This window comes from Frankia sp. CcWB3, assembly GCF_977927595.1.
The window spans coordinates 1-26,832 of the sequence record NZ_CDWRCK010000023.1 but is presented as its reverse complement, the minus strand read 5'-3'; the positions used below and the strand labels follow the sequence as shown (position 1 = coordinate 26,832).

Here is a 26,832-nt window from a genome sequence, read left to right as displayed (position 1 = left end):
ACAGATCCCCAGAACTGACCCGGCACGCCAGCGACGTGACCCGGGCCACCGTGCCCACCGGCCAGGGGCTGAAGGCCCTGGCGACGAGCGACGCCACCGCACGGGCGGCGATACCCTCCGACCGTGCGCACGCCTCACCTCCTCCGCCGTTTCCCGTTCCGGCGGCTCGCCGTGGCTCCCGCCGCCGCGGTCGTCGTCGGCCTCGGCCTGAGCGGCTGCGAGCGGCCGACTCCCCTGGTGACCATGGAGTCCGGGGGACACTTCGTGCAGACGAACGCCGCGCAGTACGAGTGGGACGGGACGGTGATCCAGAAATCGGTATCACCGCCGCACATCACGGTCAGGCCCGGAAACGCCATCAACATCGACGTGCCGACGTCGGTCGCCGACCGCGGCTACTTCCTCGTCCTGGGCAGGGAGCGGGTGACCGACAAGATCAACGAGACGCACTACCGGTACGTTCCCGCCAAGAACACGCCTGCCCTGCTCGTGGTGTTCGCGCTTCCCGAGGCAGGCAGCTCCAGCGACCAGGCGTCGGGAAGCTGGCCGTTCCTGGTCACCTTCAAGCCCTGACCCACCGCCGGCCGCTCCGCCGCCGGACCGGAACCAACGACCCACGCACACCAGCCCCCGAACGGGGATACACCGTGCGCGCAGCGTGCCATACCTCCCCACTGGGACCACGCAGCGTCGTCCGCGATGCTAAGATCCGGCAACAAGTCCGATTTGCACCCCATCGAAAACCCCGTACTGTTACCCAGCTGTCCGGTGCGGTGGTGTTCGGGCGGATCGACCGACAGTATGCGACGACAGACGAGGACGTCCCCAGATCATGATCCGGACCTGATCGTGAGCCGCACCCTGATCGTGACCGCAGTGACCGCCGAAGCGGACGCGGTGTGTGCCGGCCTGATGGGCAGCTGGTCGCGCGGCCGGACCAGAACCCCCATCGGACCGGGCAGCCTGGTGTCCCCCGAATGGGACCGCCAGCTTCTCACCACCTCCACCCTGGGCCCCTACGTGGGCCGGCGACGCGGACCGGTGACGGTGCTCGCGGCAGGCACCGGCGGCCCGGCCGCGGCGGCGGGCACCGCGGTGGCAATGTCGGTGGCGAGCGCGGCGGGGCAGCCGTTCAGCCTGGTCGTGGCGATGGGGATCGGCGGTGGGTTTCGCGGCTGGGCGGAGATCGGGGACATCGTCCTCGCCGATCGCATCGTCGCCGCCGACCTCGGCGCGGAGTCCGGCCTTGACGAGGAACCGCCCGCTCCGCTGATCGGCCGCATCAGCGAGATGGACCGCAATCTCGGGTTCCACAGCAACGGCGCGCCGGCACCCCGCGGCGGCCCCGCCCACTTGCCGAACCCCGCGGGGTCGTTCCTGAGCCTGGAGGATCTCGGGCTCGGTTCGTCCACGGTGGTCCCGGATCCGGACCTCATCCACCGCCTGGGCACGGTGCTCGACGCCACCGGGCGGCGGATCGTCACGGGTAGCGTGATCAGCGTGTCGACGGTGACGGGCACCGAACGTCGGGCCACGGCGCTGACCGAGCGGCTGGACCCGGTGGCGGAGTCGATGGAGGGGTACGCCGTCGGGGTGGCCGCCCGGGCCTTCGGCGTCCCGGTGGTGGAGATCCGTACCATCAGCAACACGGTCGGGCGCCGGGACCGGTCCGACTGGAACCTGCCGGTCGCGCTGGCCAGCCTCCACACGGCCGCCGCGGCACTCGTCGCCCACCCGGACGGTCTGGTGATGGCCGCACCGGCGGCCACTACGAGGGACGCCTCCACCACGATCCCGGCCGAGCACCCGGGTGCCCGCGGCCACCACGGGAACAACGGCCACCACGGGACGGGAGAGCACTGAGATGGGTGCTGGCCGGGCGACCACCTCGCACCTTCCAGGTCCGCTCTCGCTCGCCATCTCGCCCTGCCCCAACGACACATTCGCCTTCCATGCCCTCGCGCACGGACTCGTCCCGGGAGCACCCGAGGTGTCGGTGGCCTTTGCCGACATCGACGTCCTCAACGCCCGGGCCGCCGACGGGCGGGACGACCTCGTCAAGGTGTCCTACGCCGCCCTGCCGTGGCTGCTCACCGGGTACCAACTGCTGACGGCGGGCGGGGCCCTGGGCCGCGGCTGCGGCCCACTCGTCCTCACCGCCGGGCGGTCGGGCCTGCGCGGTGCCCGGGTCGCCATCCCCGGCACCCGCACCACGGCCTACCTGCTGTTCCGGCTGTGGGCGGCCGACGAGGGCGTGACGAGCGCCGACGTGCTTCCCTTCGAGAAGATCATGCCCGCCGTCCGCGACGGCGCGTACGACGCGGGGCTCGTCATCCACGAGTCCCGCTTCACCTACCCGTCCTATGGGCTGACGGCGCTCGTCGACCTCGGCGACTGGTGGGAGGGCCAGACCTCGCTGCCCATTCCGCTCGGCGCGATCCTCGCCCGCCGGGGGCTGGACGGCCCGGCGCTGTCCGCCGCGGTGCGGGCGAGCGTCGCCGCGGCCTTCGCCGATCCCGCCGCCAGCGCCGACTACGTCCTCGCCCATGCCCAGGAGATGGCGCCCGACGTCGTCGACGCCCACATCAAGCTGTACGTCAACGAGTTCAGCCTCAACCTCGGCGACGAGGGGTTCGCCGCCGTCGAGGCCCTGCTCTCCCGCGCCGCCGACGCCGACCTCGTCCCCGCGCTTCCGCGGCCGCTGCGCTGAATCGCGAGCCCCCTCGGAGGGTCCTGATGGCAGGATGGAGACGTGAGTACCGATCAGATACCGGCTGTCGGCGTCGCGGAGCTACCGGTCGAGCTTTCCGCGGACGGTGCCCCGCTGATGGTGGACGTGCGGGAGCCCGACGAGTGGTCCGCCGGTCATATCGCCGGCGCGCTGCACATCCCGATGCGTGAACTGGCCGCCCGGCTCGACGAGGTTCCCCGGGAACGCGAGGTCGTCGTGGTGTGCCGCTCGGGCGGCAGGTCCGCCGCCGTCACCAACTACCTCAGGCAGGGTGGCTGGCAGGTCCGCAACCTGACCGACGGGATGCTCTCCTGGCAGGCGCACAGCCGCCCGATGGTGAACGAGAGCGGCGCCGCGCCCACCGTCCTCTGAGGACCGCCGGCCGGCTCCGCCGGGCCCGGGCTGACTCCGCCGGCTACTCCGCATTTCTCGGATGACCCGGCGCCGCGGGCTTCCGGTCAGCCGCTCGGGGTCAGCCCCAGTGCCGGCTGGTTCGGGCACTTCTGGAGAACGGCGCGCATCGCGTCCGCCTCCGCCTGGACGACCCACAGGCGGTAACGGGCCTTCAATCCCACTTGGCGCGCGATGTAGGGGCACTGCTCCCCCGGGCTCGGCGGCAACCATTCGGCGGCGTCATGATCGCTCTTGCGCTGATTCGTGGGACCGTCGACGGCCAGCAGGTTCTCCGGATCGTTGGCGAACTGGAGCCGTTCCCGGGCGGTCCAGTTGAGCGCGCCGGTCCGCCACGCATCCGCCAGGGGGACGACGTGGTCGATCTGCACGCTGGCGGAGTTCCGTCCACGGTCGAAACGGATGATTCTGGTGGTGTACGGATCCCGGAGCTCACCGGTCAGCACCGTGCAGCCGTCCGATCTGCGGATGGTGGTGCTGCGCAGATCTCGCCGCAGAATGTCGTTACGGGTGTCACACCCGTTGTCGTCGATGTCCGACCAGGCGGGCCCGAACTCGTCCCGGCGGTACCTGGGAGAGTTGTCCTCCTCTTTGATCGGAAGGGTGGCGAGCAGCTTCAGCGCCGAGCCGCTGGCGGTCGGGGCACCAACCTGGTTGGACGTTCCGGTCTGGTCGGAAAGGTCACTGCAACCGGTCAGGCCGGCGATGAGGGCGAGAACGGCGAGGGCCGCGGCTCCGCCGGGTCGACCGGGTCCGCGACGATCTGGACCGACACCGCTTCTTCGCACCGGACTCCCCACCTCGACGGTTCGGAACCCGTGGGGGGTGCTCGCCCCGCTTCGGGTCCGTTCGGATCGAGGGTGACATTAACTGGAAATCGGCCCGCCGGGCTGGTCGGCCACCGTCAGGGGACGGGAACGCGGACTCCTCCGCTCACCGGATTGTCGTGCAACTCCAACTCCTGGGCCGTGGCCTCCCGCGAGATGTCGAAGACCATGGTGCCCGCCCTGAGGTCACCCGGGTTGATCGAATCCCACAGATCCTCGTTACTCAGTTGGAGGCGGGCGAGGAAATCGGCGCTGTGCCGGCCGCCGCCGCCGTCCCACAGAAACTGGGATGAGGTCACCAGCGTGCGGGTGGAGTCGCCGAGGTTGCGCACGGTCACGTGGGCCAGGCAGAACTGGCCGTCCGTGTGCCGAGCGAGCAGTCCGTCACCGAGTTTGGTCTGCCCGCACCGGAAGGAATCCACGATGAACTCGAGCTGGCCATCCGTGACGGGGCGGTTCAGGCCGCTGGCCGAACCCGATGCCGTGCTCGGACCGGTGGAGCGCGACGGGGCGGTTGTGGCCGCCAGCTGTTCCGCGGAACCATTCTGGCCGCTCTTTCCGGTCTTTCCGGGCAGGCTGACCACGACCGCGATGGCGATCAGCGCGCTCAGGACGATGGCGGCGATCCAGACGAGTCGCCTGCGATCGAGCCCGCGGGCCGCCGGCGGCTGGGCGAAGGGCGGGTACGGTGCGCCGGGCTCACCCGGTACCGGCCCGTGCTGATCGGGAGCCTGGCCGGACCACGGCCCCGGCGGTGCGCCGGGGACCTGCCCGCCCATCCGCCCGCCCAGCTGCGCGGGTGGGCGGGCGCCTACCTGGGCGGGCCGCGGGCCGGGGCGTCCCATCGGGCTGTGCGCGTCGGGCTGCCCCGGTGGTGCCTGGCGTGGTTGTCCCGGTCCCTGGCCCGCCCGGGCGGCGGGAGCGCCCGCGTTCCAGGGGACCTGACGCGCGGGAACCGAGGTCGCCGCGCCGATCCGGGTCGGCGCGGCGCGGGGCACCTCGCCGGTTCGGCTCAGGAACTCCTCGGCCTGACCCATCGCCTCGCCGATGGCACCGGTACCGCGGGAGGGTGGCTGCGCGATGAGCCGCAGCAGCAGGTCCCGGGCGCTCGGCCGGTCGTCAGGATGCTTGGCCAGAGCCGCGCTGACCAGGCCGACCAGCGGCTGCGGCAGACCACGCAGGTCCGGGGCGGACCCGACGATGCGCATGCCGAGGTCGATGTCCGTACCGTCGCCGAACGGGTGGCGGCCGGTACCGGCGTAGGCGATGAGGATGCCCCAGGCGAAGACGTCCGCCTCCGGACCGATGGGCTGGCCGTGCACCTGTTCGGGAGCCATCCACCCGGCGGAGCCGAAGCCCCATGCCGTGGGCTTCGCCTTCGCGCCCTCGAGGGCCTGCGCGATCCCGAAATCGATCACACGTGGCCCGGACAGTGAGAGCATCACGTTACTGGGCTTGAGATCCCGATGGACGAGGCCTGCGCTGTGGATCGCGGTAAGCGCCGTCGCGACCCCCACGGCCAGTCCGGTCAGGATCGACGAGGTCAGCGGGCCCTTGTCGACCTGCATGTCCAGCCGGACCCCGTCGATGAACTCGGTGACGAGGTACGGCGCGGGCGCATTCGGATCCGCGTCCAGGACTTCGGCGGTGCAGAAGGGAGCGACCTTGCGTGCCGCTTCGACCTCGGCCCGGAACCGGCGGCGGAACTCCTCGTCGGCAGCCAGATCCGGTCTGATGACCTTGATGGCAACCCGCCGTCCGGCCCGGTTCCTCGCCAGGTAGACCGTGCCCATGCCGCCGACCCCCAGCCGGCTGAGCAAAACATAGGGGCCGACCGACCGGGGCTCGTGTGGATTGAGCGGATCACCTGGTTCGGAGCGGCCGGAACCCATGCGTGCGGCGTTGTCGGCCACGGTCAGCACCGCACGGCTGTGATCACGACCGCTGTCCACTGCTTGTCACACGAATGCCTCTTAAATCCCGATCCGACGCCCCGTTCCGACCGCCGATCCGTGCCCTCCGCCGATCAGCGGAGGTGGGACGGCCCTCGGCGATGCCACCGCGGCCGGCTGCGGGGCTGCTCATGGTTCGGTCTGGTCTACGTTTGCAGTCTGTCGCACTGCCAACGCTTCCAGTCGCACGCGGGCTCCCCGCCGACGGGACCGGTCGGCTCCCCGACAATGTGTTGCCGCCACGGCGCGCAGGCCGCGGCGGATGAGGCCGCAACCGAGGAGGCATCGTGAACCGGTGCGTACCGGTGTGGCCAATCTGATGAAGGGCTCGATCTCGGCTCATGCCCGGATCCTGATTGATGTGGCTGGCTCGGTCGGTGTCGCTGATGTGATGGGAACAGCGGATTCGATGGACCCACCTGGCGGCGTCCGACGAGGAACCTGGCGCCCAGGTCGCGGTGTGCACCGGGTGCGGCCGACGGGTCAGTTTCCTGCCGCCGGCCTAGACCTCCAACTCGTTGGCGACGGCGTGCACGACCTTGGCGACCCGCTGGGCGGTCCGCCGGTCGGGATACCAGCCGCGACGAAGGTCCCGCTGCACGTCGTCCAGCACCTTGATCATGTCTTCGACCATGCTGTGCAGCTCGTCCGGACTGCGCCGCGCGGCCTGGGCAGCCGCCTTGGCGACCGACGGCGGGGCGGTCAGCAGCCGGACCGACAGTGCCTGGTCGCCACGCCGCCCGGCGGCGACGCCGAACTCGACCCGGTCGCCGGGTTTCAGCCGGTCGACCCCGGCGGGCAGGGCGGCCTTGTGCACGAAGACGTCGCCGCCGTCGTCCCGGCTGAGAAAGCCGAAGCCCTTGTCGACGTCGAACCACTTGACTTTGCCGGTGGGCACGGGCGACCTCGTTCTGTGTAACGGCAGGACAACGCAACGGAAGATGAGTGATTCCCAGGCTATCCGTCGGCCGCACGTCGCGTGCGTCTTCGGTAGCGATCGGCTGTCGAGTGAACCCCTCTCCCGTGATGGTGGTCTGGCCCGCGTTCGGCACACGTCCTCGTAGGCTGTCGCACGTGTCGGCGAAACCCTCGTCCGGGCAGGGCCGGACCCGTGGCCGACGGTGCGGTAAACGAGGCCACGGCTCCGGTCGGGACCCCGCCGCCGGTGACCTGGGCGGATCGGCTGGTCCGGGTCGGGGCCGTGCTCTTCGGAACCGGTCTGGTCGCTACGGTGGCGGCGGTGATCCCCTTCTTCCTGGGCGCCGAGAATCTGCCGATCTGGCTGAACGCCGTCGCCAGCGGCGGACTGACCATCGGGTTCGCCGTGGCGCTGGTGGGGGTTCTCGCCGCCGCCCGATCCCGGATTCCCGAGGAGAGCGATCCCGATCTCTACGTGAACAACCCACATCCGCCCGACCACGGGGCCCCCGGGGACGGCGACCACCCCGGGGACGGCACCGGTCCGCGGACAGACCCCGTCACCCGTTCCCGATAGTTCCTTGATCTCACGGCCGGGGGTGCGGGCCCCGGCCGGGCCGACCGCGTCGACCGCGTCGCGGCGTCAGCCCTGCTGTCGTCGGCGCCGGGCCTCGTCGACCAGCCAGGGCGGGAAGTCAGCCAGCCGGGGGAGGACGACGTCGGCGCCGGCGGAGAGCAGATCAGCGGCCGAGCAGGGCCCGGTGGCGACCCCGACGGCGAGAGCGTCGCCGTCGGGGGCGCCGACCATGTCGCCGACGTGGTCACCGACGAAGATGTCCACGCGGTGGGCGCGCAGTGCCTCGCCCTTCGCCTGCGCGAACCGGGCTCCCTCCACCACGTCGGCGGTGATGCCGATCCGGTCCAGACTCGCCCGGGCCAGTGCCGTGCTCTTCGCGGTGACGACCACCACCCGGCCGGCGAGCCGCCGCACCGCCTCCACCGCGGCTACCGCGGCCGGCATCGGCAGCGACGCCGGCACCGCGTGGACCGTATAGAGCTCGCGGTAGCGGGCCGCCACGGCCGTGACATCGGCCGGCGGGAACCAGTGGGTGAGCTCCGTCTCCAGCGGCGGGCCAAGCCGGGCGACGACCGTCTCGACGTCCACCGCCACCCCGGTCTCAGCGGACAGGACGGCGAAGGTCGCCCGGATCCCGGGCCGGGCATCCAACAGGGTCAGATCGAGATCGAACCCGACGACCGGGACGGGCGCCCGCCAGAACGACACCGGCCAAGCTTAAGGGCCGTGTTCCCCGGGAAGCCCGCATTATCCGAGATCGCCTACCAGATCTGTACGATCTGTACGCCCCGGACGGGCGAGATCCGGCTCATACGCCGCTCGACCGGTAGTGTCCGCGGGTGTGACCAGGGTTGTGGTGGATGTGATGCTCAAGCCGGAGATTCTCGACCCGCAGGGGCAGGCGGTGCTCGCTGCGCTGCCGCGCCTCGGCGTGAGTGGCGTCGTTGGGGTCCGCCAGGGCAAGCGTTTCGAGCTGGAGCTGGAGGAGGGCACGGACCTCGACGGCGCGGTCCTGGCCCGGGTCGAGCACCTGGCCTCAACCCTGCTGGCCAATCCGGTGATCGAGGACTACGCGGTGCGCATCGAGGACGCCTCCCCGCCGTCGGTGGGCAGCCCCGCCGGCTGAGCCTCTCCGCTGCCGGAGAGGGGACGCCCGCGCCCCACTCAACGGCGCAGCACACGCCGCCAAGGACTCGTGGGGAGTTCGGGGGGGCTCGGCCCCCGGCACTCCGCAACAACGCCGACGGCCCCAACCACCCACCCAGCCAAGGCGGCGCCGAAGGCGCAACGAGGGGGTTTGGGGGGCTCGGCCCCCCGGTCAGCATGACGAAAGTCCCCAACGGCGCAGCACGCGCCGCCAGGGACTTGCGTGGGCGAGGGGGGAGTTGAACCCCCACGTCCGCTAGGACACACGGACCTGAACCGTGCGCGTCTGCCATTCCGCCACTCGCCCGAGTGGGACTATCTCTCGACCAGACGACACGCTACCACGCCGGAGATGTCCTTCACGGAGGGGGGTCGGGCCCGTCGCGAACATGTCAAGCTGCCGAGCCGTGGGACGTCCGCGCTCGGGGGCATACGATCTCACAGACCGGGAGAAGGGAGGTCGAGCATGGGCGTGCTACAACGCTTCGAACGGCGCCTGGGCGGCCTCGTCGAGGGTGCGTTCGCGAAGGTGTTCAAGGGCGGAGTCGAGCCCGTCGAGATCGCCAGCGCGTTGGCCCGGGAAACCGACGATCGGCGGGCGGTCAGTTCGAACCGGGTGCTGGTGCCCAACGAGTTCGCCGTCGAGCTCGCCGGCGGCGACTTCGCCCGGCTCTCCCCCTACGACCGGGCACTGTGCGACGAGCTCGCCGAGATGGTCCGCGAGCATGCGGCCGAGCATCGCTACACCTTCGTCGGCCCGGTGTCCGTGCGGATGTCCGAGGCCACCGATCTCGATGTCGGCGTCTTCCGGATCCGCAGCAGCGTGGCCGCCGCGGACCCGGGAGCGGTGACTGGACGGCGCGCACGCCCTCCCCGACCGGGCGCTCCCGGCACCCCGCACCTCGTCATCACCACGAAGGCCCCGGGAGGGCCCGCGGGCGGAGGGGAACGGGAGTATCCCTTGGACGCCGAGACGACCGTGATCGGCCGCAGCGTCGAGTGCGACATCCGCCTGAACGACACCGGTGTATCTCGTCGCCACGGCGAGATACACCGGCTTCCCGACGGGCAGTTCCTCTACGTCGACGCCGGGTCCACCAACGGCAGCCTGGTCAACGGTCGCGCGGCGACGCAGGTCAAGCTGGTCAACGGGGACAAGATCGAACTCGGTGCCGCGACGATCATCTTTCGTCGCGAGGACGGACGGGGGAATGGCCCGGCGCGCGCGGGCGCCCGTGGGACACCTCCGCCGGCCCAGGCCGGGGGCCGGGAGACCATCCCGCCGGACCGCCGTCCCACGCCCGCCCCGGACGACCCGTACCGGCGCGGCTCGTCGCCCCGCGCCGGCCGCGTCGACCCGTACGCCGATCGTGATCGGCGCGGTGTGCCGGGGTACCGGGACGATCCATACCAGAACCGGATGGACCCGTACCGAGACCGGACACCGGAACGGGATCACGGCTACGACCAGCCGCGCGACCGCGGCGGTCGTGACCCCTATCACCGTGATCCCCGTGACGGGCGTGGGGGACGCGACGACGCTCCTCGGCGATCCGACCCTGCACGGCGCGCCGACCCCTACCGCGAGCCGAGCAATCCCGGCCGCCGGCCCGGCTCCGGTTCGCCGTCCGATGGGCTCGAATCCCTCGACGACGTGTACGACGCCGACACGGACCTCCCCGGCCGCGCCGCCGCGGAGCCTCCCGGCGGGGATGGTCGACGTGACCGACCCAGATCGGATCGAGGCTGGTAGCGCCCGATGGACCCCACCGAGCCCAGCGAACTCGTACTGCTGGTTGTCAAGATCGGATTCCTTGCCCTCCTCTGGGGATTCGTTCTGGTCGCCGTGCGCGCCGTCCGGCTGGATATGTTCGGCCCCACCAAGCGTCAGCAGCGGCGCGAGCCGCCCCCCATGGTCCGGCCGACGCCGCCGCGCACCCCGCCCCAACCTCCACGCAAGCCACAGACACCTAGCAAACTCGTGGTGACCAAAGGTCCCTTGACCGGCACAACGATCCCGCTAGGAACGGCACCTGTCACCATCGGACGGGCACAGGACTCGACCCTGGTCCTCGAGGATGACTTCGCATCCGGGCGGCATGCGAGACTCGTGCCCCACGACGGGCAGTGGTTCGTGGAGGACCTGGGCTCGACCAATGGCACATTCCTCAACCGTACGAAGGTGACCAGTCCCATGCCGGTACCTCTCGGCGCGCCGGTCAGGATCGGGAAGACGGTCCTGGAGCTCCACCGGTGAGCCTCAGGCTTCACTTCGCCGTCCGCTCGGATGTCGGGCACGTGCGGGAAGGAAACGAAGATTCGGCCTATGCCGGGCTCCGCCTGCTGGCGGTAGCCGACGGCATGGGTGGTCATGCTGCGGGGGAGGTCGCCAGCTCGACGGTGATCTCCCGCCTGGCGGGTCTCGACGACGCGATCGACAGCGACGATCTCGTGACGGAGCTGAACGAGGCCGTCCGGGACGCCAATCGGCAGCTGCGCGAGATGTCGCTGGAGAACAGCGCGCTGGACGGCATGGGCACCACGGTGACCGCCGTGCTCTCCTCCGGTGACATGCTCGGGGTGCTGCACGTCGGCGATTCCCGGGCCTACCTGCTGCGCGACGGCGTCCTCAGCCAGGTCACCCACGATCACACCCTGGTGCAGGATCTCGTGGACCAGGGTCGGATCACCCTCGAGCAGGCGAACACCCACCCGCAGCGCTCGCTGCTGATGCGGGCGCTCGACGGTCGGGAGGTCGAGCCCGACCTCTCCGTGCGCCAGGCGATCGCGGGAGACCGCTACTTGCTGTGCACCGACGGTCTGTCGGGGGTGGTAAGCGAGGAGACGATCCTCGAGACGCTGCTGCTGCCCACCCCACAGGAGGCGGTTGACCAGCTGGTCGACCTGGCCCTCAAGGGCGGTGGCCCGGACAACATCACCGTCGTGGTCGCCGACATCGAGGAGGACCACGGCGAGGCGGAGCCTTATCCTCTCGTGGCCGGCGCGGCGGCCGAGAAGCGGGCGGTCCCCGGGGCGTCGCCGGCCCGCAGCGGGCCGAATCCCCAGTACCCCGACCACGAGTCCGCGGCGGCGAAGGCCGCCCGTATCGGTCGGCCGGGCTTCCACCGGCGGGACCGCCAGGCACAGGCCAGCGATCGCGGCGACGACGACGATGGCGACGACTCCGACCCGGAAGGATCCGGAGGACGACGCTCCGGCCGGCGGGTCCTGTTCGTCTCCACCGTGGTGTTCTTGCTCATCGTGGCCGGTGCTGCGGCCGGGTGGACCTACGTGCGCGGGCAGTATTATGTCGGCGTCGACGATGAACACGTCGCCCTCTTCCAGGGCGTGAAGGGCATTCCGCTGTCCTCGGTGGTGCTCTCCCGTCGTCAGCCACTGTCGGAGGTTGCGGAGCCCGATCAGGCGGAGCTCCGACGAGGCATCCGCGCCGGCAGCCGTGACGATGCGGAGAAGATCATCTCGCGCCTGCGTACCCCGGCTGTACCCGCCGTATTCCCGTCACCGAGCCCGAGCCCGACCGACCGTTCCAAGGTGCCGTCGGGCACCTCGGACTCCTCCCTCCTGTCCACTCCCCTGTGCCAGCCGGCGACCGATGCCGGCGTCACGGTCCCGGGATGCCCGACCACACCCGTCCCCACCCCCTCACCGTGATCTCAGGCCAGCGATGACTCGCCCGCCGATCCCCCTACCTCCGCTACGCAGGCCGAGGTCGGCGGACCTCACCGCGACCTTCGCCGGCTTCCCGCTGCCCACCGGCACCAACCTCCCGCCATACCGGCGCCGGGAGCTCATCCTGATGATCTTCGCTGGTGCGCTCGCAACCAGCGCGCTCGCCGCGTTGACCTTCGCCGACATCGGCCAGATCTCGCTCGGGATCTTCTCCATCGGTCTCGGCTTCTTCTGCCTGTGGGCACTGGCCCACCTGGCGGTACGCAGGTTCGCGCCGGCCGCCGACCCGGTGCTGCTCCCGGTCGTCGTCGCGCTCAACGGCCTGGGCCTGGTCATGATCTATCGGCTCGACCTCGCCAAGGCGGATGCCGCCGAGCGGGCGGGAACCCACATCCCGCCCGGTGCCGCGCAGACGCAGCTCGTCTGGACCCTGCTGGCGGTCATCGTCTTCATCCTGGTGCTGGCGCTGGTACGCGATCACCTCTCGCTCGCCCGGTACGCCTACACGGCCGGCCTGGTCGGTCTGGTCGGTCTGGTGCTGCCGATCGCGCCGGGCATCGGCGCGACCATCAACGGCGCGCGCCTCTGGCTGCGGATCGGGCCGTTCTCTTTCCAGCCGAGCGAAGTCTCGAAGATCATTCTTTTGATCTTCTTCGCCGGCTATCTGGTCAACAAACGCGAGGTCCTCTCGGTGGCCTCCCGGTCCTTTCTCGGGATGGGGATCCCGCGCGCCCGCGACCTCGGACCGGTGCTGGTGGCGTGGCTGGCGAGCCTGGGCATCCTGATCGTGCAGAAGGACCTCGGCTCGTCCCTGCTGTTCTTCGGAATGTTCATGGTCGTCCTCTACGTCGCCACCGAGCGGGCATCGTGGGTCGTGGTCGGCTTCGTGCTGTTCCTGTTCGGTGCCGTGATCGCGCACAGTATGTTCAGCCATGTCCAGGTCCGGGTGGACGGCTGGCTGCACGCCTTCGACGGTGACAACCCGTCGAGCACGTCGTACCAGCTCGTGCAGGGTCTCTACGGCTTCGCCGCCGGTGGCATCACCGGTACGGGGCTCGGGGAGGGGCACCCGCAGAAGGTGCCGTTCGCGAACACCGACTTCATCATGGCGAGCCTCGGTGAGGAGCTCGGTCTCACCGGCGTCATGGCCATCCTGATGATGTACGCCCTGGTCGTGCTGCGCGGGATGCGCGCGGCCCTCGGCGCGAAGGACCCGTTCGGCAAACTGCTGGCGGCCGGGCTGTCCTTCACCCTGGCGCTGCAGGTGTTCGTGCAGGTGGGCGGGGTCATGCGGCTCATCCCGCTGACCGGGCTCACGCTGCCGTTCGTCTCCTACGGCGGGTCGTCCATCGTGGCCAACGCCGCGATCATCGCGTTGCTGCTGCGGGTCAGCGACGCCGCCCGCCGCGCACCCGAACCGGTGCCGGATGCCCCCCTGTTCGACCCGGGCGCGGTTGCCGAGAGTCCCACCCAGGTGGTGAAGACGACATGAACCGCACGGTGCGCAAGGTCGCCGTCGCCTGCATGATCCTCTTCGCCGCGCTCCTGGCGAATGCGAACTGGCTCCAGATGGGCGAGGCGGGCAGCCTCAAGTCCCAGCCGACGAACGGGCGTCAGATCACCGAGCGCCTGGAACGACAGCGGGGCGCGATCGTCGCCGGTGACGTGGAGATCGCACGTTCGGTGCCGTCGAACGACCAGTACAAGTATCAGCGGCAGTATCCGGCCGGGCAGCTCTACTCCAACGTCACCGGCTACTACACGCTGTTCACGGCGGCCGGCCTGGAGCTGTCCGAGGACGTCTTCCTGTCCGGAGACGACGACCGGCTGCTCGCGAGCCGGGTGACCGGCCTGTTCACCGGCGCGGAGCGGCGCGGCGGTTCCGTGGTCACTACGATCAACCCCGCCGTCCAGAAGGCTGCGGCGGAGGCGCTCGACAACCGCAAGGGCGCGGTGGTCGCCATCGAGCCGCCGACCGGCGCGATCCTGGCGATGGTCACCAACCCGTCCTACGACGCGAACGCGCTGGCTGCCCATGACGAGAAGGCCGCGGCCAACGCCTATGGGCTGCTGTCGGGCAATCCGGATCAACCATTGCTGAACCGGGCGACCCAGCAGACCTATCCGCCCGGTTCCACCTTCAAGCTCATCACCACCGCCGCCGCACTGTCACAAGGCAGGACGCCGGATACCCGCGTCGCGGCACCCGACGAGCTACCGCTCCCGCTGAGCACCGTGCGGCTGCCGAACTTCGGCGGCGAACGCTGCGGCGACGGCGAGACCGACACCCTCATTCACGCGCTCACCATCTCCTGTAACACCGCGTTCGCACAGCTCGGCATCGATCTCGGTGCCGACACCCTGCGCCGGCAGGCCGAGGCCTTCGGCCTGAACGCGGCCTTCCCCGACTTCCCCTTGCAACAGGCCCGTAGCGTCTTCCCCGCCAAGCTCGACGCCGCGCAGACCGCGCAGTCAGCGATCGGCCAGTACGACGTCCGGGTCACGCCCCTACAGATGGCGGAGGTGGTCGCGGCGATCGCCAACGACGGCATGGAGATGAAGCCCTATCTCGTGTCCGAACTGCGCAGCCCGGACCTCAAGAGGATCAGTAAAACCGAGCCGGAGAAACTCGGTGAACCGGTGAGCAGTGAGGTGGCCGCCCAGCTCACGACCATGATGGAAAGCGTGGTGACGTCGGGGAGCGGTCGGCGGGCGCAGATCGGCGGCGTTACCGTCGCCGGGAAGACGGGGACCGCCGAGCACGGCACCAGTCTGCCGCACGCCTGGTTCGTGGGGTTCGCCCCGACGGACACCCCGAAGATCGCGGTTGCCGTCATCGTCGAGGACGGCGGCGGCGAGCTGGGTACCGGTGGTGCCGTCGCCGCCCCCGTCGCGAAAAAGGTCATACAGGCCGCGTTGGACAAGCCATGAACAACTCCCCGGGCAATCCCATCTCCCCGTCGCAGCCCTTCGCCGGCGCCGCGGCGCCGAACACCGTCCTCGACAACCGATACCGCCTGAACGGGCGGATCGCCGCCGGCGGCATGGGTGAGGTCTGGCGTGGCCTGGACCAGACCCTCGGCCGCCCCGTCGCGGTGAAACTGCTGCGCCCGGAGTACGCCAGCGACGAGTCGTTCCTGGTGCGGTTCCGCGGCGAGGCCCGCCATGCCGCCCGGCTGTCACACCCGGGCGTCGCCTCGGTCTATGACTACGGCGAGGTTGCGACCTCCGACGACTACCCGACCGCCTACCTGGTGATGGAGCTGGTGGAGGGGGAGCCCCTCTCCGCCGCGCTGCACCGGGAGAAGCGGTTGTCCCCGGAGCGCACGCTGGACATCCTCGGGCAGGCGGCCGACGCGTTGCAGGCCGCGCATGCCCTCGGCGTGGTCCATCGCGATGTCAAGCCCGGCAACCTGCTGCTGCGCCCGGACGGCGCGGTGAAGGTCACCGACTTCGGGATCGCCCGCGCGGTCGACGCCGCGCCGCTCACCGCCACCGGCATCATGATGGGGACGGCCTACTACGTGTCCCCCGAGCAGGCGTCCGGGCGTCCGGTGACACCGGCGAGCGATGTCTACTCGCTCGGCGTCGTCGCGTACGAGTGCCTCGCCGGTCGCCGCCCCTTCGACGACCGCAACCCCATCGTGGTCGTGATGGCCCACCAGCAGGACACCCCGCCCCCGCTGCCGACCGACATCCCCTACCAGGTGCGGGCCCTGGTGGACTCGGCGATGGCCAAGGACCCCGCGCGCAGGCCCAGTTCGGCGGGGGCATTCGCACGTTCGGCGGCCGGGATCCGGCGCAGCCTGTGGAGCCCGGAGCCGGCGCGCTGGCCCAGCACACCGGATGCGACCGCCCGCCATCCGGGGCCGGGCGCCGTCCTCCCGCCCGCTGGTGCCGCCGCTCGCCCGCCCCGATCCACCTCGCGCACCCGACCACCGTCCTGGGTGGCCGCACCGCCACCGTCCGCTCGCACCAGTGGACCGGGGCGCACCGGCGCTCCGTCGGACAAAGCCCAGGCGGTTCCCGATGGCCCGGGAGCCATGCTCGGCGGACCCGACGTACCTGCAACGGCCCTGCACAGCCCGCCCTACGGCGGCCCCGACACCGCGTACGGCGGCCCCGAGGGGGCGTACGGTGGCTCGGCCTACGGGACGCCGGACCGTGGCGGCCCCCGCGATCCCGGCACCGCCTACCACCCGGGTCCGCCGCCGTGGGCCCGTACCCCCGGCGGCCCCCCGGGCCTGTCCGGCCCGGACGGCCAGGATGATCTACGGCCGGGCTGGGAGGGGCGAGCTGCTCGACGGCACCGGCCGGAGACAGCCTCCCGTCCCGCCCTGCCACTGCCGCTTCTGACCATTCTGCTGATCCTCACCGTGGTGATCGTCGCATTCGCGACTAACAGGTTGTTCTCCAAGAGCAATTCCGAATCGAACTCCGCGACCACACCACCGGGGGTGGTGTACGCAACCGCAATCGGTGGTGAAATCGTCAGCGGTAACGCCGGGTCGGCGATTTCCGGCGCGGGAGGGGCGACGGCAGGGGAGTATTCGTGACCGACGTGACGGAGATGTATGCTCCGGGGGCTGGGCCACAGATCATCGGCGAGCGTTACGAGCTGGGCGAGGGCATCGGCTATGGCGGCATGGCGGAGGTCTTCCGCGGCCGTGACATCAGGCTCGGCCGTGAGGTCGCCATCAAGACGCTGCGCCCGGACCTCGCCCGTGATCCCACCTTTCTCGCCCGGTTCCGCCGCGAGGCACAGTCCTCGGCCGCGCTGAACCACCCCGCGATCGTCTCGGTGTATGACACGGGCGAGGACATCATCAACGGGGCGCAGATCCCCTACATCGTGATGGAGTTCATCGAGGGACGGACCCTGCGCGACGCGCTGCAGACTGAGGGCCGGTTCACCGAACGCCGCGCCATGGAGATCACCTCCGACGTCTGCGCCGCCTTGGACTACAGCCACCGGATGGGGATCATCCACCGCGACATCAAGCCGGCGAACGTGATGCTCAGCCCGGACGGCTCGGTCAAGGTCATGGACTTCGGCATCGCCCGCGCCACCACCGCGACCTCCTCGACCATGACCGCGACGGCCGCGGTGATCGGCACCGCTCAGTACCTGTCCCCGGAGCAGGCCCGAGGAGCCCGCGTCGACGCCCGCAGCGACGTCTACACCACCGGGGTGCTGCTCTACGAACTGCTCACCGGATCGCCGCCGTTCCGCGGGGACAACCCGGTGGCCGTGGCCTACCAGCACGTGCGGGAGGACCCGCCGCCGCCGTCCGCTCACGATCGCGGCATCTCCCCCGAGGCCGACGCGATCGTCCTCAAGGCGATGGAGAAGGACGCTGACGACCGCTACGGCACCGCGGGTGAGATGCGCGACGATCTGGAACGGGCGCTGGCCGGACGACGCGTGCACGCCATGATGGGAGGTGGTGGCGCGGGCGGGGCCGCCACCACCCTCGGCCCGGCCGCTGCCGGCACGGCGGTCCTCAGCCGCGGTGACCGAGCGGGTTACCCCACCCGGGACCGCTACCGCGACGACGACTACCGCAACGACGACCAGACCACCTACCGCGACGTGCCCTACGACGACGGCCGCTTCGGCACCGGTCCGTTCGACCGCTACGACGTGACCGGGGCCATCGACCGGCGGGCCGTTCCCGATCAGGAGCGTTCCCAGGCGTGGAAGTACATCCTCGCGGGTCTCGGAATCGTCATCGTCTTCGTCGCCGTCGTCCTGCTCGCCACGACCTTCCTCAGCTCCGGTCACAACACCGCCTCCACGAAGAAGATCCTCGTCCCGACCGGCCTCGTCGGGCAGAACGAGGAGCAGGCCCGCGCCCGGCTGCAGAGCGCCGGCTTCGGGGGGGATGTGGTCACGAAGCTGGTCGACTCACCGGACATGGCCGGCCGGGTCACGGCGGTCGACCCGGCCGAGGGCAAGGAGGTCGCCGCCAAGGGGATGATCACCCTGTCGATCGGCAAGGCCGCCGACGACGTCCAGATCCCCACCGACCTGATCGGGAAGACCCAGGCCGAGGCCGAGGCGGCGCTACGGGCGCTGGGGCTGGTCCCGAACTCGATGGCCTACGCCAACCCGACCGGCCAGAAGGTCGGCACGGTGAACAGCACCGATCCGCAGCCGGGTACGGCCGTCAAGCCCGGCAGCACGGTCACGCTCAACGTGGTCAGCCCGAACGTCAACGTTCCCGACGTGCGCAACCGCACGTACGACAATGCCGTCGCCGAACTCGGCCGCTACGGGCTGAACGCGGCCCGGCAGAACGTCGCGAACAACAACGTGGCGCCGGGGACGGTCGTGGACCAGAGCCCGTCCGGCGGCAACGTCCCTCGGGGCTCGACCATCACGCTGTCCGTCGCCCAGCAGATCCAGACCACCGCGCCGCCGACCCCGACCGAGACGCCGACCGGGCCCACCCCGACCGCGGAGCCGACCAGCACCTCGCCGAGCCCGACGGGTAATCCCACCCCTGGGACACCGGCCACGACGAGGCCGGGCGGCCTGGGGGGGCTGCTGGGCGGCCGCAACGGCGGTGGCGGCACCTGAGGTCGTCGCGCCGACGGAGGCGGTCGTGGCTGCTCAGGCAGTATGGGACTGCGGCCGCCCACGGTAGGGTGCCTGATGCCGCGGGAGGTCACGATCTGATGCGCATCCTGGTGATCGACAACTACGACTCGTTCGTCTTCAACCTTGTCCAGTACCTGGGCCAGCTCGAGACCGAATGCATCGTGCGCCGCAACGACGAGATGACGCCGGCCGACCTCGCCGCGCTCGGCGTCGACGGGGTCCTGCTCTCCCCGGGACCGGGTACGCCCGAGGCGGCCGGCGTGAGCATTCCCATGGTGCGAGCCTGCGCGTCGGGCGGTGTGCCGCTGCTCGGGGTGTGCCTGGGCCATCAGGCGATCGCGGTCGCGTTCGGCGCTACCGTCGACCGCGCCCCGGAGTTGCTGCACGGCAAGACCTCGGTCGTCCACCATGACCGGACCGGCGTTCTCACGGACCTGCCGTCGCCGTTCATCGCGACTCGTTACCACTCGCTGGCCGTCGAGGAGGACACCCTCCCCGAGGAAATCGAGGTGACCGGCCGGACCGAAAGTGGCGTGGTGATGTCGCTGCGCCATCGGCGGCTCCCGCTCGAGGGCGTGCAGTTCCACCCGGAGTCCGTCCTCACCCAGGGCGGCCACCTGATCCTCGCCCGTTGGCTGGACCAGTGCGGCGACGGCGGCGCGGCGCGCAGGCTCGCACCGGGGCTGTCCGCCGAGGTCGAGACCCTGCGGACGGCGGCGTTCTCCTAGCCGCGCCTGGCGGTGCCGGACAGGTCGATCATCGGCCCGTCGTAGCCGGATAACCGGCTGTCGGCGGCCTCCTCGACGCGGTATCCCAGCCGGTAGGCGTCGGCGTACTGCCGGTAGATCGTGACCTGTGGATTGGCCCGCAGGCTGGAGCGCAGCGCAGCGACCTCCCCGATCGCCGTGATCCGGAACGGCGGGGAGAAGACCTCGCCGTGCAGCAGAAGAGTGTTCCCGACGCAGCGGACCGCCGTCAGTGCCGTCACCCGGCGATCCATGATGCTCATCGCCTCGGCGCCGCCGGCCCACAGCGCGTTCACGACCGCTTGGACATCCTGCTGATGCACGATGAGATCGTCGGGCCTCGGGGCGGGCACGCCGGGGGCGTACGGGCCACCCCGGCCCTCCCGCGGGACGTCGTCCAGCTCGACGGTCAGCGCCGGCCCGCGCACCGGGGCCAACCCCGCGGGACCGGCCAGCCGCTCGACCAGGGACCGGGCGGCGGCATCGGTCCCGCGCGCGGAGCCTGGGGCCCCTGACGGGACGGCCTGCGCCGTGGTCGCGCGCCGCCGCGACTCGGCGTCCAGCCCGGCACGGCGGTCGGCCACCCGGCCCGCCTCCTCGTCGATAACCTGCGCGACTCCCGCCCGCTCCTGGGCCGCCCAAGCGGCGGTGTCCCGCGGGCCAGCCCGATCGAACGGGCCGCCGTCCAGCACCACGACGCCGGACAGCACGCCGGCCCAGAACAGCGACACCGCCCAGATCACCCGCCGCGACCGGCTCCCCGGCCAGGGCCAGGGCCGTAGCCCGCCGTGCACCGTTGTCCCCAACCTCCCTCGGTGCACCGCTGGACGGTTCACCCACGCCTGCCGGTGGATCGCCGGGGGCGGCACGCGACCATGCCACAGCCAGCTCGGCCGGGCGATCCGTCCGCCGCGTCGGAGGTATCGCCTCCAGCGCAGGCTACGCGGCCGATGGCGCTCTCGATGCCACATCGGTCTGATCGCCCCGGCACCGGCCGCGACGCCGGCGTCGCCCGGGCACCGACCGGAGGTGAATCCCGCCGGCCGGTACGCAACGGCGTTTCCACGGATGCCCTGTCTACGCTGGTACCCAGCGCGAGACCGCCGATGGCCGGACGAGGACGGCGACGGCGGTCGCCGCCCTCGTCCACGTACGGCCATCGAGGAGTTCCGCAGTGCCCGAGTCGCGACGCCGCAAGCCCAAGAAGCCGACCCCGACCACCACCGCGGGCGCGTCGGCACGCAAGCGGAAGCCGCCGTCTCCGCTCTGGTTCGGCGGTCTGATCCTCGCGTTCTTCCTGCTCGGGATCGCCTACCTGCTCGTCTACTACTTCTCCAACGGCGGCGTCCTGGGGATGGAGGGGCTGGGCGGCTGGAACATCCTTATCGGGTTTGGTTTTGTCGTCGTCGGGCTGGCCGTGTCGACCCAGTGGCGATAGCCGACCCGAACGCCAGACGCCCAATGGCCACGCCCGGCACAACCACCGGAGCTTCCAGCCGTGTCATTCATCCACAACCGTTGTCCACAAGTGTGGATACTTCCGTCTTGATCACCGATTACCCAGAGCATCCTGTTGCATCCTGAACGTCAGAAGATTTCCGGCTCCTCACCCTACGAAGCCACGATCGGGTTCTCCCGGGCGCTCCAGGTAGGCGAACGCGTGTTCGTCAGCGGGACCGGGCCGGTGTGGCCGGACGACACGGTTCCACCGGACGCTGAGCTGCAGATCCGGCGGTGCTTCGAGATCATCCGCACCGCACTGCGCGAGGCGGGCACCGATCTCGGTGACGTCACCCGTACCCGGATGTTCATCACCGATCCCGCCCACGTTCCGGCCGTCGGCGCCGTCCACGGCGAGCTGTTCGCCGCGATCCGCCCAGCCGCCACAATGGTCGTCGTTGTGGGACTGCTCGACGAGTGTTGGGTCGTCGAAGTGGAAGCCGAGGCGATCCTCGGGTCCGGGGCCAGGGCCGAGGCCGACTGACGGCCGGCCCTGACGCCGGGTCCGGGTCCCGGGCCGTCAGCGCGCGATGACCGCCCTGCGCAGACGCGCCACGGTGCGTTCGGCGTCGCCGGTTGCGACGATCAGGCGCCGGAACTCGCCGCCCGGGCGGACTTCCACCACGACCGCGGGCCGGCCGCGGTAGACAGCGACAAACTCCTTGCCGCCCCGCGACGGCCAGGTCCCGAGGGCCATGACGCGCGGCAGTCCGGTCCCGGGCGCCCGCCATCCGTGCACTTCCGCGAACGCGTCCGCCGCCAGGCGTACGTCGAGTACCTCGTCGAGCCGCACGGAGACGTCCCCACGCACCGCGCCGATCCGTTCAAGCCCGCGCAGGACGACCTCGACCCGCTTGTCCACAACCTCCAGGCTGGCCACAGCTCCCACGTTAGTGCCACGTCCCGCTCGGGTTCGCCTGATCGCCGTGGCTACCCGTCCCGGGACCGGCCTGCACGATCAGGTCGAGGGGGACGGCCGGGCGTAGGCCTCGGCATCCTCGGCCCTGATCACGTACATCACCGCGTTGATCAGGGCCAGATGAGTGAACGCCTGGGGGAAGTTTCCGAGATGGCGGCCACTGACCGGATCAATCTCCTCGGCATAGAGATCCAGCGGGCTGGCGAGGCTCAGCAGCCGTTCACACAGCTGCCGGGCACGGGTCAGCTCGCCGATCTCCACCAAGGCGGAGACCAGCCAGAACGAGCAGATCAGGAAGGCGCCCTCGGTGCCGGAGACCCCGTCGTCGGTCTCCTCCGTGCGGTAGCGCAGGACCAGCCCGTCGACGGTCAGCTCGTCGGCGATCGCGAGCACGGTGGCCTTCACGCGTTCGTCGGCCGCCGGCAGGAACCCGAGCAGCGGAATCAGGAGCAGTGAGGCGTCGAGCGCCTTCGATCCGTAGTACTGGGTGAACACACCGCGATGATCCACACCCTTCTCACACACCTCGGCGTGGATCTCCTCCGCCACGGCCCGCCAGCGCGCCGCCGTCTTGGCGTCCCCCCGCATCTGCGCCAGCCGCCGACCCCGGTCCAGGGCGACCCAGCACATCATCTTGGACACGGTGAAGTGCTGCGGCGCCCCGCGCACCTCCCACATCCCGCGGTCCGGCTCCCGCCAGTGCGTGGCCGCCGCCTCGACGAGGCGCACGAGCACCGGCCAGAGCCGTTCGGAGAGGTAGTCACGGGACTTGGTGTGCAGGTACACGGAGTCGAGGACGACGCCCCAGACATCGTGTTGACGTTGCAGTGCCGCTGCGTTGCCGATCCGTACCGGGTAGGCTCCCTCGTAGCCGGACAGGTGACCGAGGATCTCCTCATCGATCTTCGGCTCGCCGCTCACCCGGTACATCACCTGGATGTCGTCGTCATCGTTTTCGGCGACGTCAGCGATGAATGAGAAGAAATCGTTGGCCTCGTAGTCCAGCCCGAGGGTGTACAGGCCCCACAGCGCGAAGGTGGAATCGCGGATCCAGCTGTACCGGTAGTCCCAGTTCCGTTCGCCGCGCGGGGTCTCCGGCAACGAGGTGGTCGAGGCGGCGAGCAGAGCACCGGTCGGCGCGTAGGTCAGTCCTTTCAGCGCGAGGGCGCTGCGCTGCAGATGGCGCCGCCAGGGATGGTCGGGAAACATGCCCCGCGACAGCCACTGGCGCCAGAACTCCGTTGTCCGGTCGACGGCGACGCACGCCTGCAGGTAGGTGTCCGGAAGCAGGGGCTCCTCCGGGCGCCAGGTGAGCGCGACGAACGCGGTGTCCCCCTCCCGCAGCGTGGTGCGAGCCAGTGCCCGCCGGCCGTCGAAACCGAGCCGCAGGTCGGTACGCAGCCGCAGCGTGACGTTGGTGCCCGCATGGCTGATCACGCCGGAGGAGTAGTCCTCCCCCTCGTACTGCCAGGACTCGGGCTCGCGGCCGTAGTCGAAGTTCGGCTCGCACACCAGGCTGAGATCCACCGAGCCGTGCTCACAGCGAGCCAGCCGGAGCAGCACGTGGTCGGCGTCCCAGTCGCTCGGCGTCCGACGGTGCGTGTTCGAACGCTTGTGGGTGCGATGCCAGCGCCCGACCACCAGGCAATCGGTGACGATGAGCCAGCCGTTCGGCGTCTGCCAGGTGGTCTCGAGAATGTTTGTCCCGGGGAGGTAGCGCCGGCCGGCCGGGATCTGCGTACGCTCGGGACCGAAACGGAAGCCCCCGGCCGACCGGTCCAGCACCGACCCGAAGACACTCGGGGCGTCGGGCCGGGGCACGCACATCCACTCGACGTTGCCGCTGGGGGCAACGAGACAGGACGTCTCACAGTCGGACAGGAATCCGTACTCGGCGATCGGCGGGAAGGGACTGCCCCCGCTGCGCCGCACCGGTGAATATGCCATCTGCTCCCCCTGCCCGCGCCGTGCCACGGCATCCATCACGCTATCGCCACCACACATAGATCGCTACTATGAGTATTGACAAGAAAGCGAATGGTAGCTGCTACTCGGCGGCGTGCAAGCGTCGCGGCCGTCCTCGCCCCCGCGACCGGGGCTGCCGCACTACAGCCGTCGGACTACAGCTGTCGGGCTACACCAGTGTCGACGACTTGATGATCGCGGCGACGAACAGCAACGCGAGCACGGCGGCGACCCCGCCCGCTTGGAGCAGCACCCGGCGGGGCGAGACGTAAGCGTAGATCAGACCGATGACGGCACCGACGGCCAGCCCACCGAGATGCCCCCATTTGTCGATGTTGCTGAACGAGAAGGTGATGGCGAGGTTGATCCCGAGCACGATGAGGATCTGCCGGGAGTCAACCCGCAGGCGGCGGGCGATGATGTAGTAGGCGGCGAAGAACGCGAAGATCGCGGTGGATGCGCCGACCGACACGGTGAACCCGTCACCGAGCACGTAACTCAGGGTGTTCCCACCGAGCGCCCCTGCCACGAACAGCGCGAGGTACCGGGCCCGCCCGAGGATCGCCTCGAGCTGAAACCCGAGCAGGTACAGCGCGTACATATTGAACAGGATGTGGAGCACGCCGGCGTGCAGGAAGGCCGCGGTCAGCAGCCGGTAGTACTGGTCGTCCGCCGCGATCTGGATGCCGATCATGGCGAAGTCGCCGGTGAAGCGGTTGAAGGTGCCGCGGCCGGTCAACCCGGGCGCGCCCTGCAGGATGTAGGCGACGACGCACAGGCCGATGAAGATCTGGGTGACCAGCCCCTGCCGGGCGACCTGGGCCGGGCCACCGAGTGTGGTCCGCGTTCGGCGCTGCGGCGTGGAGCGGTCGCCCTCCTCCGGGCAGTGGAAGCCAACCGCCGCCGGGCGCATGCAATCGGGGCAGATGGGCCGGCCGCAGCGATGGCAGGAGACGTAGGTCTCCCGGTCTGGATGGCGGTAGCAGTACGGGATCACCGCGGCGCCGGCCGGCGGGCGGTCCGCCCGCGGGAGGGCCGCCGGGACCGGAAGGTGGAGTCCACCCCGACCAGCCGGGCGCCGGGCCGACCGTGGGTCGCCACCCCGGCTCGGCCACCGGGTGGCCCGAGCCAGCCGGGCGCTGCTCCGGGCCGCCCGGCTGGTCATCCGTGGGCGGTTCGACGGGCGGGTTCGCTGTCACCACGCCGCCCCGGCGGCCGGCATCGCCGCCCGAGGAGTACGGCTGACGTGAACATGTCCGGCCGCCCGTACGCATGCGGTGGCCGGCGACCACGCACGCCGCGCGGCTGGAGCTCTCATGCGCCGTACTCCCGGGTTCGAGGCGGGGACCGGCCGGTCAGGCGGACCGGCGGTCGATCACGATCTCCTGGATGACGATGTCAGACTTCGGCCGGTCCTGCGCCCCGGTCGGCGCCTTGGCAATCGCATCCACCACGTCGGTTCCCCGCGTGACCTCACCGAAGATGGTGTGCTTGCGGTTGAGCCAGTCGGTGGGCGCGACCGTGACGAAGAACTGCGAGCCGTTGGTCCCCGGTCCGGCGTTCGCCATCGCGAGCAGGTACGGCCGGTTGAAGGTCAGGTCCGGATGGAACTCGTCGGCGAACCGGTAGCCCGGACCGCCTCGACCGGAGCCCAGCGGGTCACCGCCCTGGATCATGAAGTTCGGAATGACCCGATGAAAGACCGTTCCGCTGTACAGCGGCGTGCCGGTCTTCTTGGCACCGGTCGCCGGGTCCGTCCACTCCTGCGTGCCGGTCGCGAGGCCGACGAAGTTCCGCACCGTCTTGGGAGCGTGGTCGGGGAACAAGCGGATCTCGATGTCCCCCTGAGTCGTCCGCAGCGTCGCGTACAGCTCCTCGGCCATGCGCCTCTCTTCTCTTCAGATCGATCTCTGCGGGTGCCTGGTCAGCCGGCGTCCGGATGGGTCTCGATCGTATGCGCCGGGCGCCGCGGGGGAATTCCATCACCGAGGTTGGCACCGGGCACACGTTCCCAAGGGCACAGCCCAGGCAAGTCACCCAAGTATGAGTGACACGCTACAGAAGGTTGACGCGTTGGAGAAGCCCGCCGACGGGGTACGGCACACTTCACAGATCTTGACCAGACCGAACCCAGGCACACCACCAGTTCCATGGCCGGACGCCTCGACCATCGGCTCAACGAGAGGGCATCATGAGTACGACATTGAAGGACAGACTGTCACATGTTACTGACACGGCGCCGGTTAGCGGGCTGTCCGACACCGCGAAGAGCGCCGCCGACCGCGCCGGCACGGTCGCTCACAAGGCGGCGAGCAAGGCCGGGGGTACGGCCGGATCGGCCGCGTCGGCCACCAGGGATGTGGGCACCAGCGTGGCGCACCGGATCTCCGACGCCTCCAGCACGGCCACCAAGACCGGTGTGTCGGCCCAGAAGGCAGCCGGGAAGGCCGCGGGCCGGGCCGTCGGCAAAGCCACCGCCGTGTCCGGTCGGACCGCCAAGCGGATCGAGAAGGCCCGGGCGCATGCCGAGCTCTCCGCCGAACGCGCCCGGGCCGCCGCCGAGCTGCGGGCGGAGAAGCATCGCTCCCGGCGCGCGGTGCAGCGCGAGACCAAGGCGCGCCTGCAGGCCGACAAAGCCCAGGAGATCCTGGAGAAGCGGCTGGCGAAGGCCGAGTCCAAGCTCGCGAAGGTGCACCGCCGTCGGCGGCGGGGGTTCCTCACGCTCGCCATCGTCGGCGCGGGTGCGGCGGGTATCGCCGCGGTGCGGCGGTACCTGGCCCAGGCTGAGGAAAGCCCAGCCGCCACCGCCGAGCCCATGCCGCTTGACACCACCACCACCGCCGCCC

The 26,832-nt window shown here is 70.5% G+C and carries 27 protein-coding genes and 1 tRNA gene; 18 read left to right on the top strand and 10 right to left on the bottom strand.

Translation table 11 applies throughout. The features are described from left to right. The first annotated feature begins 123 nt into the window (after positions 1 to 123). From ACY5KJ_RS03600 to ACY5KJ_RS03585, 4 genes are all read left to right on the top strand, one after another. Entirely contained in the window at positions 124 to 573 is a 450-nt protein-coding gene (locus ACY5KJ_RS03600) for a hypothetical protein (RefSeq protein WP_462188143.1), read from the top strand. Positions 574 to 849: 276 nt separating this feature from the next. After that, complete coding sequence (mqnB, locus tag ACY5KJ_RS03595) at positions 850 to 1,863, top strand: futalosine hydrolase (protein WP_462202789.1); 1,014 nt, start codon at positions 850 to 852, stop codon at positions 1,861 to 1,863. Position 1,864: 1 nt separating this feature from the next. Next, positions 1,865 to 2,710, top strand: coding sequence for a 1,4-dihydroxy-6-naphthoate synthase (locus ACY5KJ_RS03590; protein WP_462188145.1), 846 nt, complete (start codon positions 1,865 to 1,867; stop codon positions 2,708 to 2,710). 42 nt (positions 2,711 to 2,752) lie between these two features. Then, a complete protein-coding gene (locus ACY5KJ_RS03585; protein WP_462188146.1) occupies positions 2,753 to 3,103 on the top strand; it encodes a rhodanese-like domain-containing protein in 351 nt (116 codons plus the stop codon). 86 nt (positions 3,104 to 3,189) lie between these two features. On the opposite strand, the gene ACY5KJ_RS03580 is transcribed toward ACY5KJ_RS03585, so the two are convergent. The 3 genes from ACY5KJ_RS03580 to ACY5KJ_RS03570 all read right to left on the bottom strand — a co-directional run bounded on the left by ACY5KJ_RS03580 (position 3,190) and on the right by ACY5KJ_RS03570 (position 6,819). Continuing rightward, positions 3,190 to 3,930 (bottom strand): HNH endonuclease family protein, encoded by a 741-nt coding sequence (locus tag ACY5KJ_RS03580; RefSeq protein WP_462188147.1) that lies wholly within the window; start codon positions 3,928 to 3,930, stop codon positions 3,190 to 3,192. Between the two features lie 116 nt (positions 3,931 to 4,046). Further along, positions 4,047 to 5,861 (bottom strand): protein kinase domain-containing protein, encoded by a 1,815-nt coding sequence (locus ACY5KJ_RS03575; RefSeq protein ID WP_462188155.1) that lies wholly within the window; start codon positions 5,859 to 5,861, stop codon positions 4,047 to 4,049. A 562-nt stretch (positions 5,862 to 6,423) separates the two neighbouring features. Then, a complete protein-coding gene (locus ACY5KJ_RS03570) occupies positions 6,424 to 6,819 on the bottom strand; it encodes a cold-shock protein (protein ID WP_462188148.1) in 396 nt (131 codons plus the stop codon). A gap of 213 nt (positions 6,820 to 7,032) precedes the next feature. Here ACY5KJ_RS03570 and ACY5KJ_RS03565 point away from each other — a divergent pair, with 213 nt between their 5' ends. Beyond that, positions 7,033 to 7,416, top strand: coding sequence for a hypothetical protein (locus ACY5KJ_RS03565; RefSeq protein WP_462188149.1), 384 nt, complete (start codon positions 7,033 to 7,035; stop codon positions 7,414 to 7,416). 66 nt (positions 7,417 to 7,482) lie between these two features. On the opposite strand, the gene ACY5KJ_RS03560 is transcribed toward ACY5KJ_RS03565, so the two are convergent. Further along, complete coding sequence (locus tag ACY5KJ_RS03560; protein ID WP_462202788.1) at positions 7,483 to 8,124, bottom strand: HAD family hydrolase; 642 nt, start codon at positions 8,122 to 8,124, stop codon at positions 7,483 to 7,485. A 133-nt stretch (positions 8,125 to 8,257) separates the two neighbouring features. Between ACY5KJ_RS03560 and purS the strand changes: the two genes are divergently transcribed. Then, a complete protein-coding gene (gene purS, locus ACY5KJ_RS03555; RefSeq protein WP_462188151.1) occupies positions 8,258 to 8,542 on the top strand; it encodes a phosphoribosylformylglycinamidine synthase subunit PurS in 285 nt (94 codons plus the stop codon). Between the two features lie 244 nt (positions 8,543 to 8,786). Here the strand turns inward: purS and ACY5KJ_RS03550 are convergent. Beyond that, positions 8,787 to 8,869: transfer RNA gene (locus ACY5KJ_RS03550), tRNA-Leu, on the bottom strand. 159 nt (positions 8,870 to 9,028) lie between these two features. Here ACY5KJ_RS03550 and ACY5KJ_RS03545 point away from each other — a divergent pair. The 8 genes from ACY5KJ_RS03545 (at position 9,029) to ACY5KJ_RS03510 (ending at position 19,584) form a co-directional block, all read left to right on the top strand. Then, positions 9,029 to 10,315 carry an FhaA domain-containing protein gene (locus ACY5KJ_RS03545; protein ID WP_462188152.1) on the top strand — a complete coding sequence of 429 codons (1,287 nt, stop codon included), beginning with the start codon at positions 9,029 to 9,031 and terminating at the stop codon, positions 10,313 to 10,315. Positions 10,316 to 10,321: 6 nt separating this feature from the next. Then, a complete protein-coding gene (locus ACY5KJ_RS03540) occupies positions 10,322 to 10,819 on the top strand; it encodes an FHA domain-containing protein FhaB/FipA (protein ID WP_462188153.1) in 498 nt (165 codons plus the stop codon). Beyond that, positions 10,816 to 12,234 carry a PP2C family protein-serine/threonine phosphatase gene (locus ACY5KJ_RS03535; RefSeq protein WP_462202787.1) on the top strand — a complete coding sequence of 473 codons (1,419 nt, stop codon included), beginning with the start codon at positions 10,816 to 10,818 and terminating at the stop codon, positions 12,232 to 12,234. Before ACY5KJ_RS03540 ends, ACY5KJ_RS03535 begins: the two co-directional genes overlap by 4 nt. A 13-nt stretch (positions 12,235 to 12,247) precedes the next feature. Beyond that, complete coding sequence (locus ACY5KJ_RS03530) at positions 12,248 to 13,744, top strand: FtsW/RodA/SpoVE family cell cycle protein (RefSeq protein WP_462188225.1); 1,497 nt, start codon at positions 12,248 to 12,250, stop codon at positions 13,742 to 13,744. Next, positions 13,741 to 15,183 (top strand): peptidoglycan D,D-transpeptidase FtsI family protein, encoded by a 1,443-nt coding sequence (locus ACY5KJ_RS03525; RefSeq protein ID WP_462188216.1) that lies wholly within the window; start codon positions 13,741 to 13,743, stop codon positions 15,181 to 15,183. The genes ACY5KJ_RS03530 and ACY5KJ_RS03525 overlap by 4 nt, the downstream gene beginning before the upstream one ends. Continuing rightward, positions 15,180 to 16,808, top strand: a complete 1,629-nt coding sequence (locus ACY5KJ_RS03520; RefSeq protein WP_462202786.1) for a serine/threonine-protein kinase — start codon at positions 15,180 to 15,182, stop codon at positions 16,806 to 16,808. Before ACY5KJ_RS03525 ends, ACY5KJ_RS03520 begins: the two co-directional genes overlap by 4 nt. After that, positions 16,805 to 18,835: a Stk1 family PASTA domain-containing Ser/Thr kinase gene (gene pknB / locus ACY5KJ_RS03515; protein WP_462188218.1), complete on the top strand. Its 2,031-nt coding sequence runs from the start codon at positions 16,805 to 16,807 to the stop codon at positions 18,833 to 18,835. Before ACY5KJ_RS03520 ends, pknB begins: the two co-directional genes overlap by 4 nt. A gap of 98 nt (positions 18,836 to 18,933) precedes the next feature. Beyond that, positions 18,934 to 19,584 (top strand): aminodeoxychorismate/anthranilate synthase component II, encoded by a 651-nt coding sequence (locus tag ACY5KJ_RS03510; RefSeq protein WP_462188219.1) that lies wholly within the window; start codon positions 18,934 to 18,936, stop codon positions 19,582 to 19,584. Here the strand turns inward: ACY5KJ_RS03510 and ACY5KJ_RS03505 are convergent. Then, complete coding sequence (locus ACY5KJ_RS03505) at positions 19,581 to 20,408, bottom strand: DUF881 domain-containing protein (protein ID WP_462188220.1); 828 nt, start codon at positions 20,406 to 20,408, stop codon at positions 19,581 to 19,583. The two genes, ACY5KJ_RS03510 and ACY5KJ_RS03505, sit on opposite strands and share 4 nt — an antisense overlap. A 368-nt stretch (positions 20,409 to 20,776) precedes the next feature. On the opposite strand from ACY5KJ_RS03505, the gene ACY5KJ_RS03500 reads away from it, so the two are divergent. Both ACY5KJ_RS03500 and ACY5KJ_RS03495 read left to right on the top strand, forming a co-directional pair. Continuing rightward, positions 20,777 to 21,040, top strand: a complete 264-nt coding sequence (locus ACY5KJ_RS03500) for a cell division protein CrgA (protein ID WP_462188221.1) — start codon at positions 20,777 to 20,779, stop codon at positions 21,038 to 21,040. A 135-nt stretch (positions 21,041 to 21,175) separates the two neighbouring features. Then, entirely contained in the window at positions 21,176 to 21,586 is a 411-nt protein-coding gene (locus tag ACY5KJ_RS03495; protein WP_462188222.1) for a RidA family protein, read from the top strand. Positions 21,587 to 21,622: 36 nt separating this feature from the next. Here the strand turns inward: ACY5KJ_RS03495 and ACY5KJ_RS03490 are convergent, their stop codons facing one another. The 3 genes from ACY5KJ_RS03490 to ACY5KJ_RS03480 form a co-directional block, all read right to left on the bottom strand. After that, positions 21,623 to 21,982: a hypothetical protein gene (locus ACY5KJ_RS03490; protein ID WP_462202785.1), complete on the bottom strand. Its 360-nt coding sequence runs from the start codon at positions 21,980 to 21,982 to the stop codon at positions 21,623 to 21,625. A 78-nt stretch (positions 21,983 to 22,060) separates the two neighbouring features. Further along, on the bottom strand, positions 22,061 to 23,968 hold the full coding sequence (locus tag ACY5KJ_RS03485) for a glycoside hydrolase family 15 protein (protein ID WP_462202790.1): 1,908 nt from the start codon (positions 23,966 to 23,968) through the stop codon (positions 22,061 to 22,063). A gap of 187 nt (positions 23,969 to 24,155) precedes the next feature. Then, positions 24,156 to 24,983, bottom strand: a complete 828-nt coding sequence (locus tag ACY5KJ_RS03480) for a rhomboid family intramembrane serine protease (protein ID WP_462202784.1) — start codon at positions 24,981 to 24,983, stop codon at positions 24,156 to 24,158. Between the two features lie 121 nt (positions 24,984 to 25,104). On the opposite strand from ACY5KJ_RS03480, the gene ACY5KJ_RS03475 reads away from it, so the two are divergent. Continuing rightward, positions 25,105 to 25,236, top strand: coding sequence for a hypothetical protein (locus ACY5KJ_RS03475; RefSeq protein WP_462202783.1), 132 nt, complete (start codon positions 25,105 to 25,107; stop codon positions 25,234 to 25,236). Between the two features lie 105 nt (positions 25,237 to 25,341). Here ACY5KJ_RS03475 and ACY5KJ_RS03470 read toward each other — a convergent pair whose 3' ends face one another. Beyond that, entirely contained in the window at positions 25,342 to 25,869 is a 528-nt protein-coding gene (locus tag ACY5KJ_RS03470) for a peptidylprolyl isomerase (RefSeq protein WP_462189065.1), read from the bottom strand. Between the two features lie 308 nt (positions 25,870 to 26,177). Here ACY5KJ_RS03470 and ACY5KJ_RS03465 point away from each other — a divergent pair. After that, on the top strand, positions 26,178 to 26,832 hold a 655-nt coding region (locus ACY5KJ_RS03465; protein WP_462202782.1), incomplete at its 3' end, for a hypothetical protein.

Bases quoted from the DNA above. Each gene is read 5' to 3' on its own strand.
- ACY5KJ_RS03590 (WP_462188145.1), top strand. From the start codon at position 1,865: ATGGGTGCTGGCCGGGCGACCACCTCGCACCTTCCAGGTCCGCTCTCG.
- ACY5KJ_RS03575 (WP_462188155.1), bottom strand. From the start codon at position 5,861: ATGGGTTCCGGCCGCTCCGAACCAGGTGATCCGCTCAATCCACACGAG.
- ACY5KJ_RS03545 (WP_462188152.1), top strand. From the start codon at position 9,029: ATGGGCGTGCTACAACGCTTCGAACGGCGCCTGGGCGGCCTCGTCGAG.
- ACY5KJ_RS03540 (WP_462188153.1), top strand. From the start codon at position 10,322: ATGGACCCCACCGAGCCCAGCGAACTCGTACTGCTGGTTGTCAAGATC.
- ACY5KJ_RS03530 (WP_462188225.1), top strand. From the start codon at position 12,248: ATGACTCGCCCGCCGATCCCCCTACCTCCGCTACGCAGGCCGAGGTCG.
- ACY5KJ_RS03525 (WP_462188216.1), top strand. From the start codon at position 13,741: ATGAACCGCACGGTGCGCAAGGTCGCCGTCGCCTGCATGATCCTCTTC.
- ACY5KJ_RS03520 (WP_462202786.1), top strand. From the start codon at position 15,180: ATGAACAACTCCCCGGGCAATCCCATCTCCCCGTCGCAGCCCTTCGCC.
- ACY5KJ_RS03510 (WP_462188219.1), top strand. From the start codon at position 18,934: ATGCGCATCCTGGTGATCGACAACTACGACTCGTTCGTCTTCAACCTT.
- ACY5KJ_RS03485 (WP_462202790.1), bottom strand. From the start codon at position 23,968: ATGGCATATTCACCGGTGCGGCGCAGCGGGGGCAGTCCCTTCCCGCCG.
- ACY5KJ_RS03470 (WP_462189065.1), bottom strand. From the start codon at position 25,869: ATGGCCGAGGAGCTGTACGCGACGCTGCGGACGACTCAGGGGGACATC.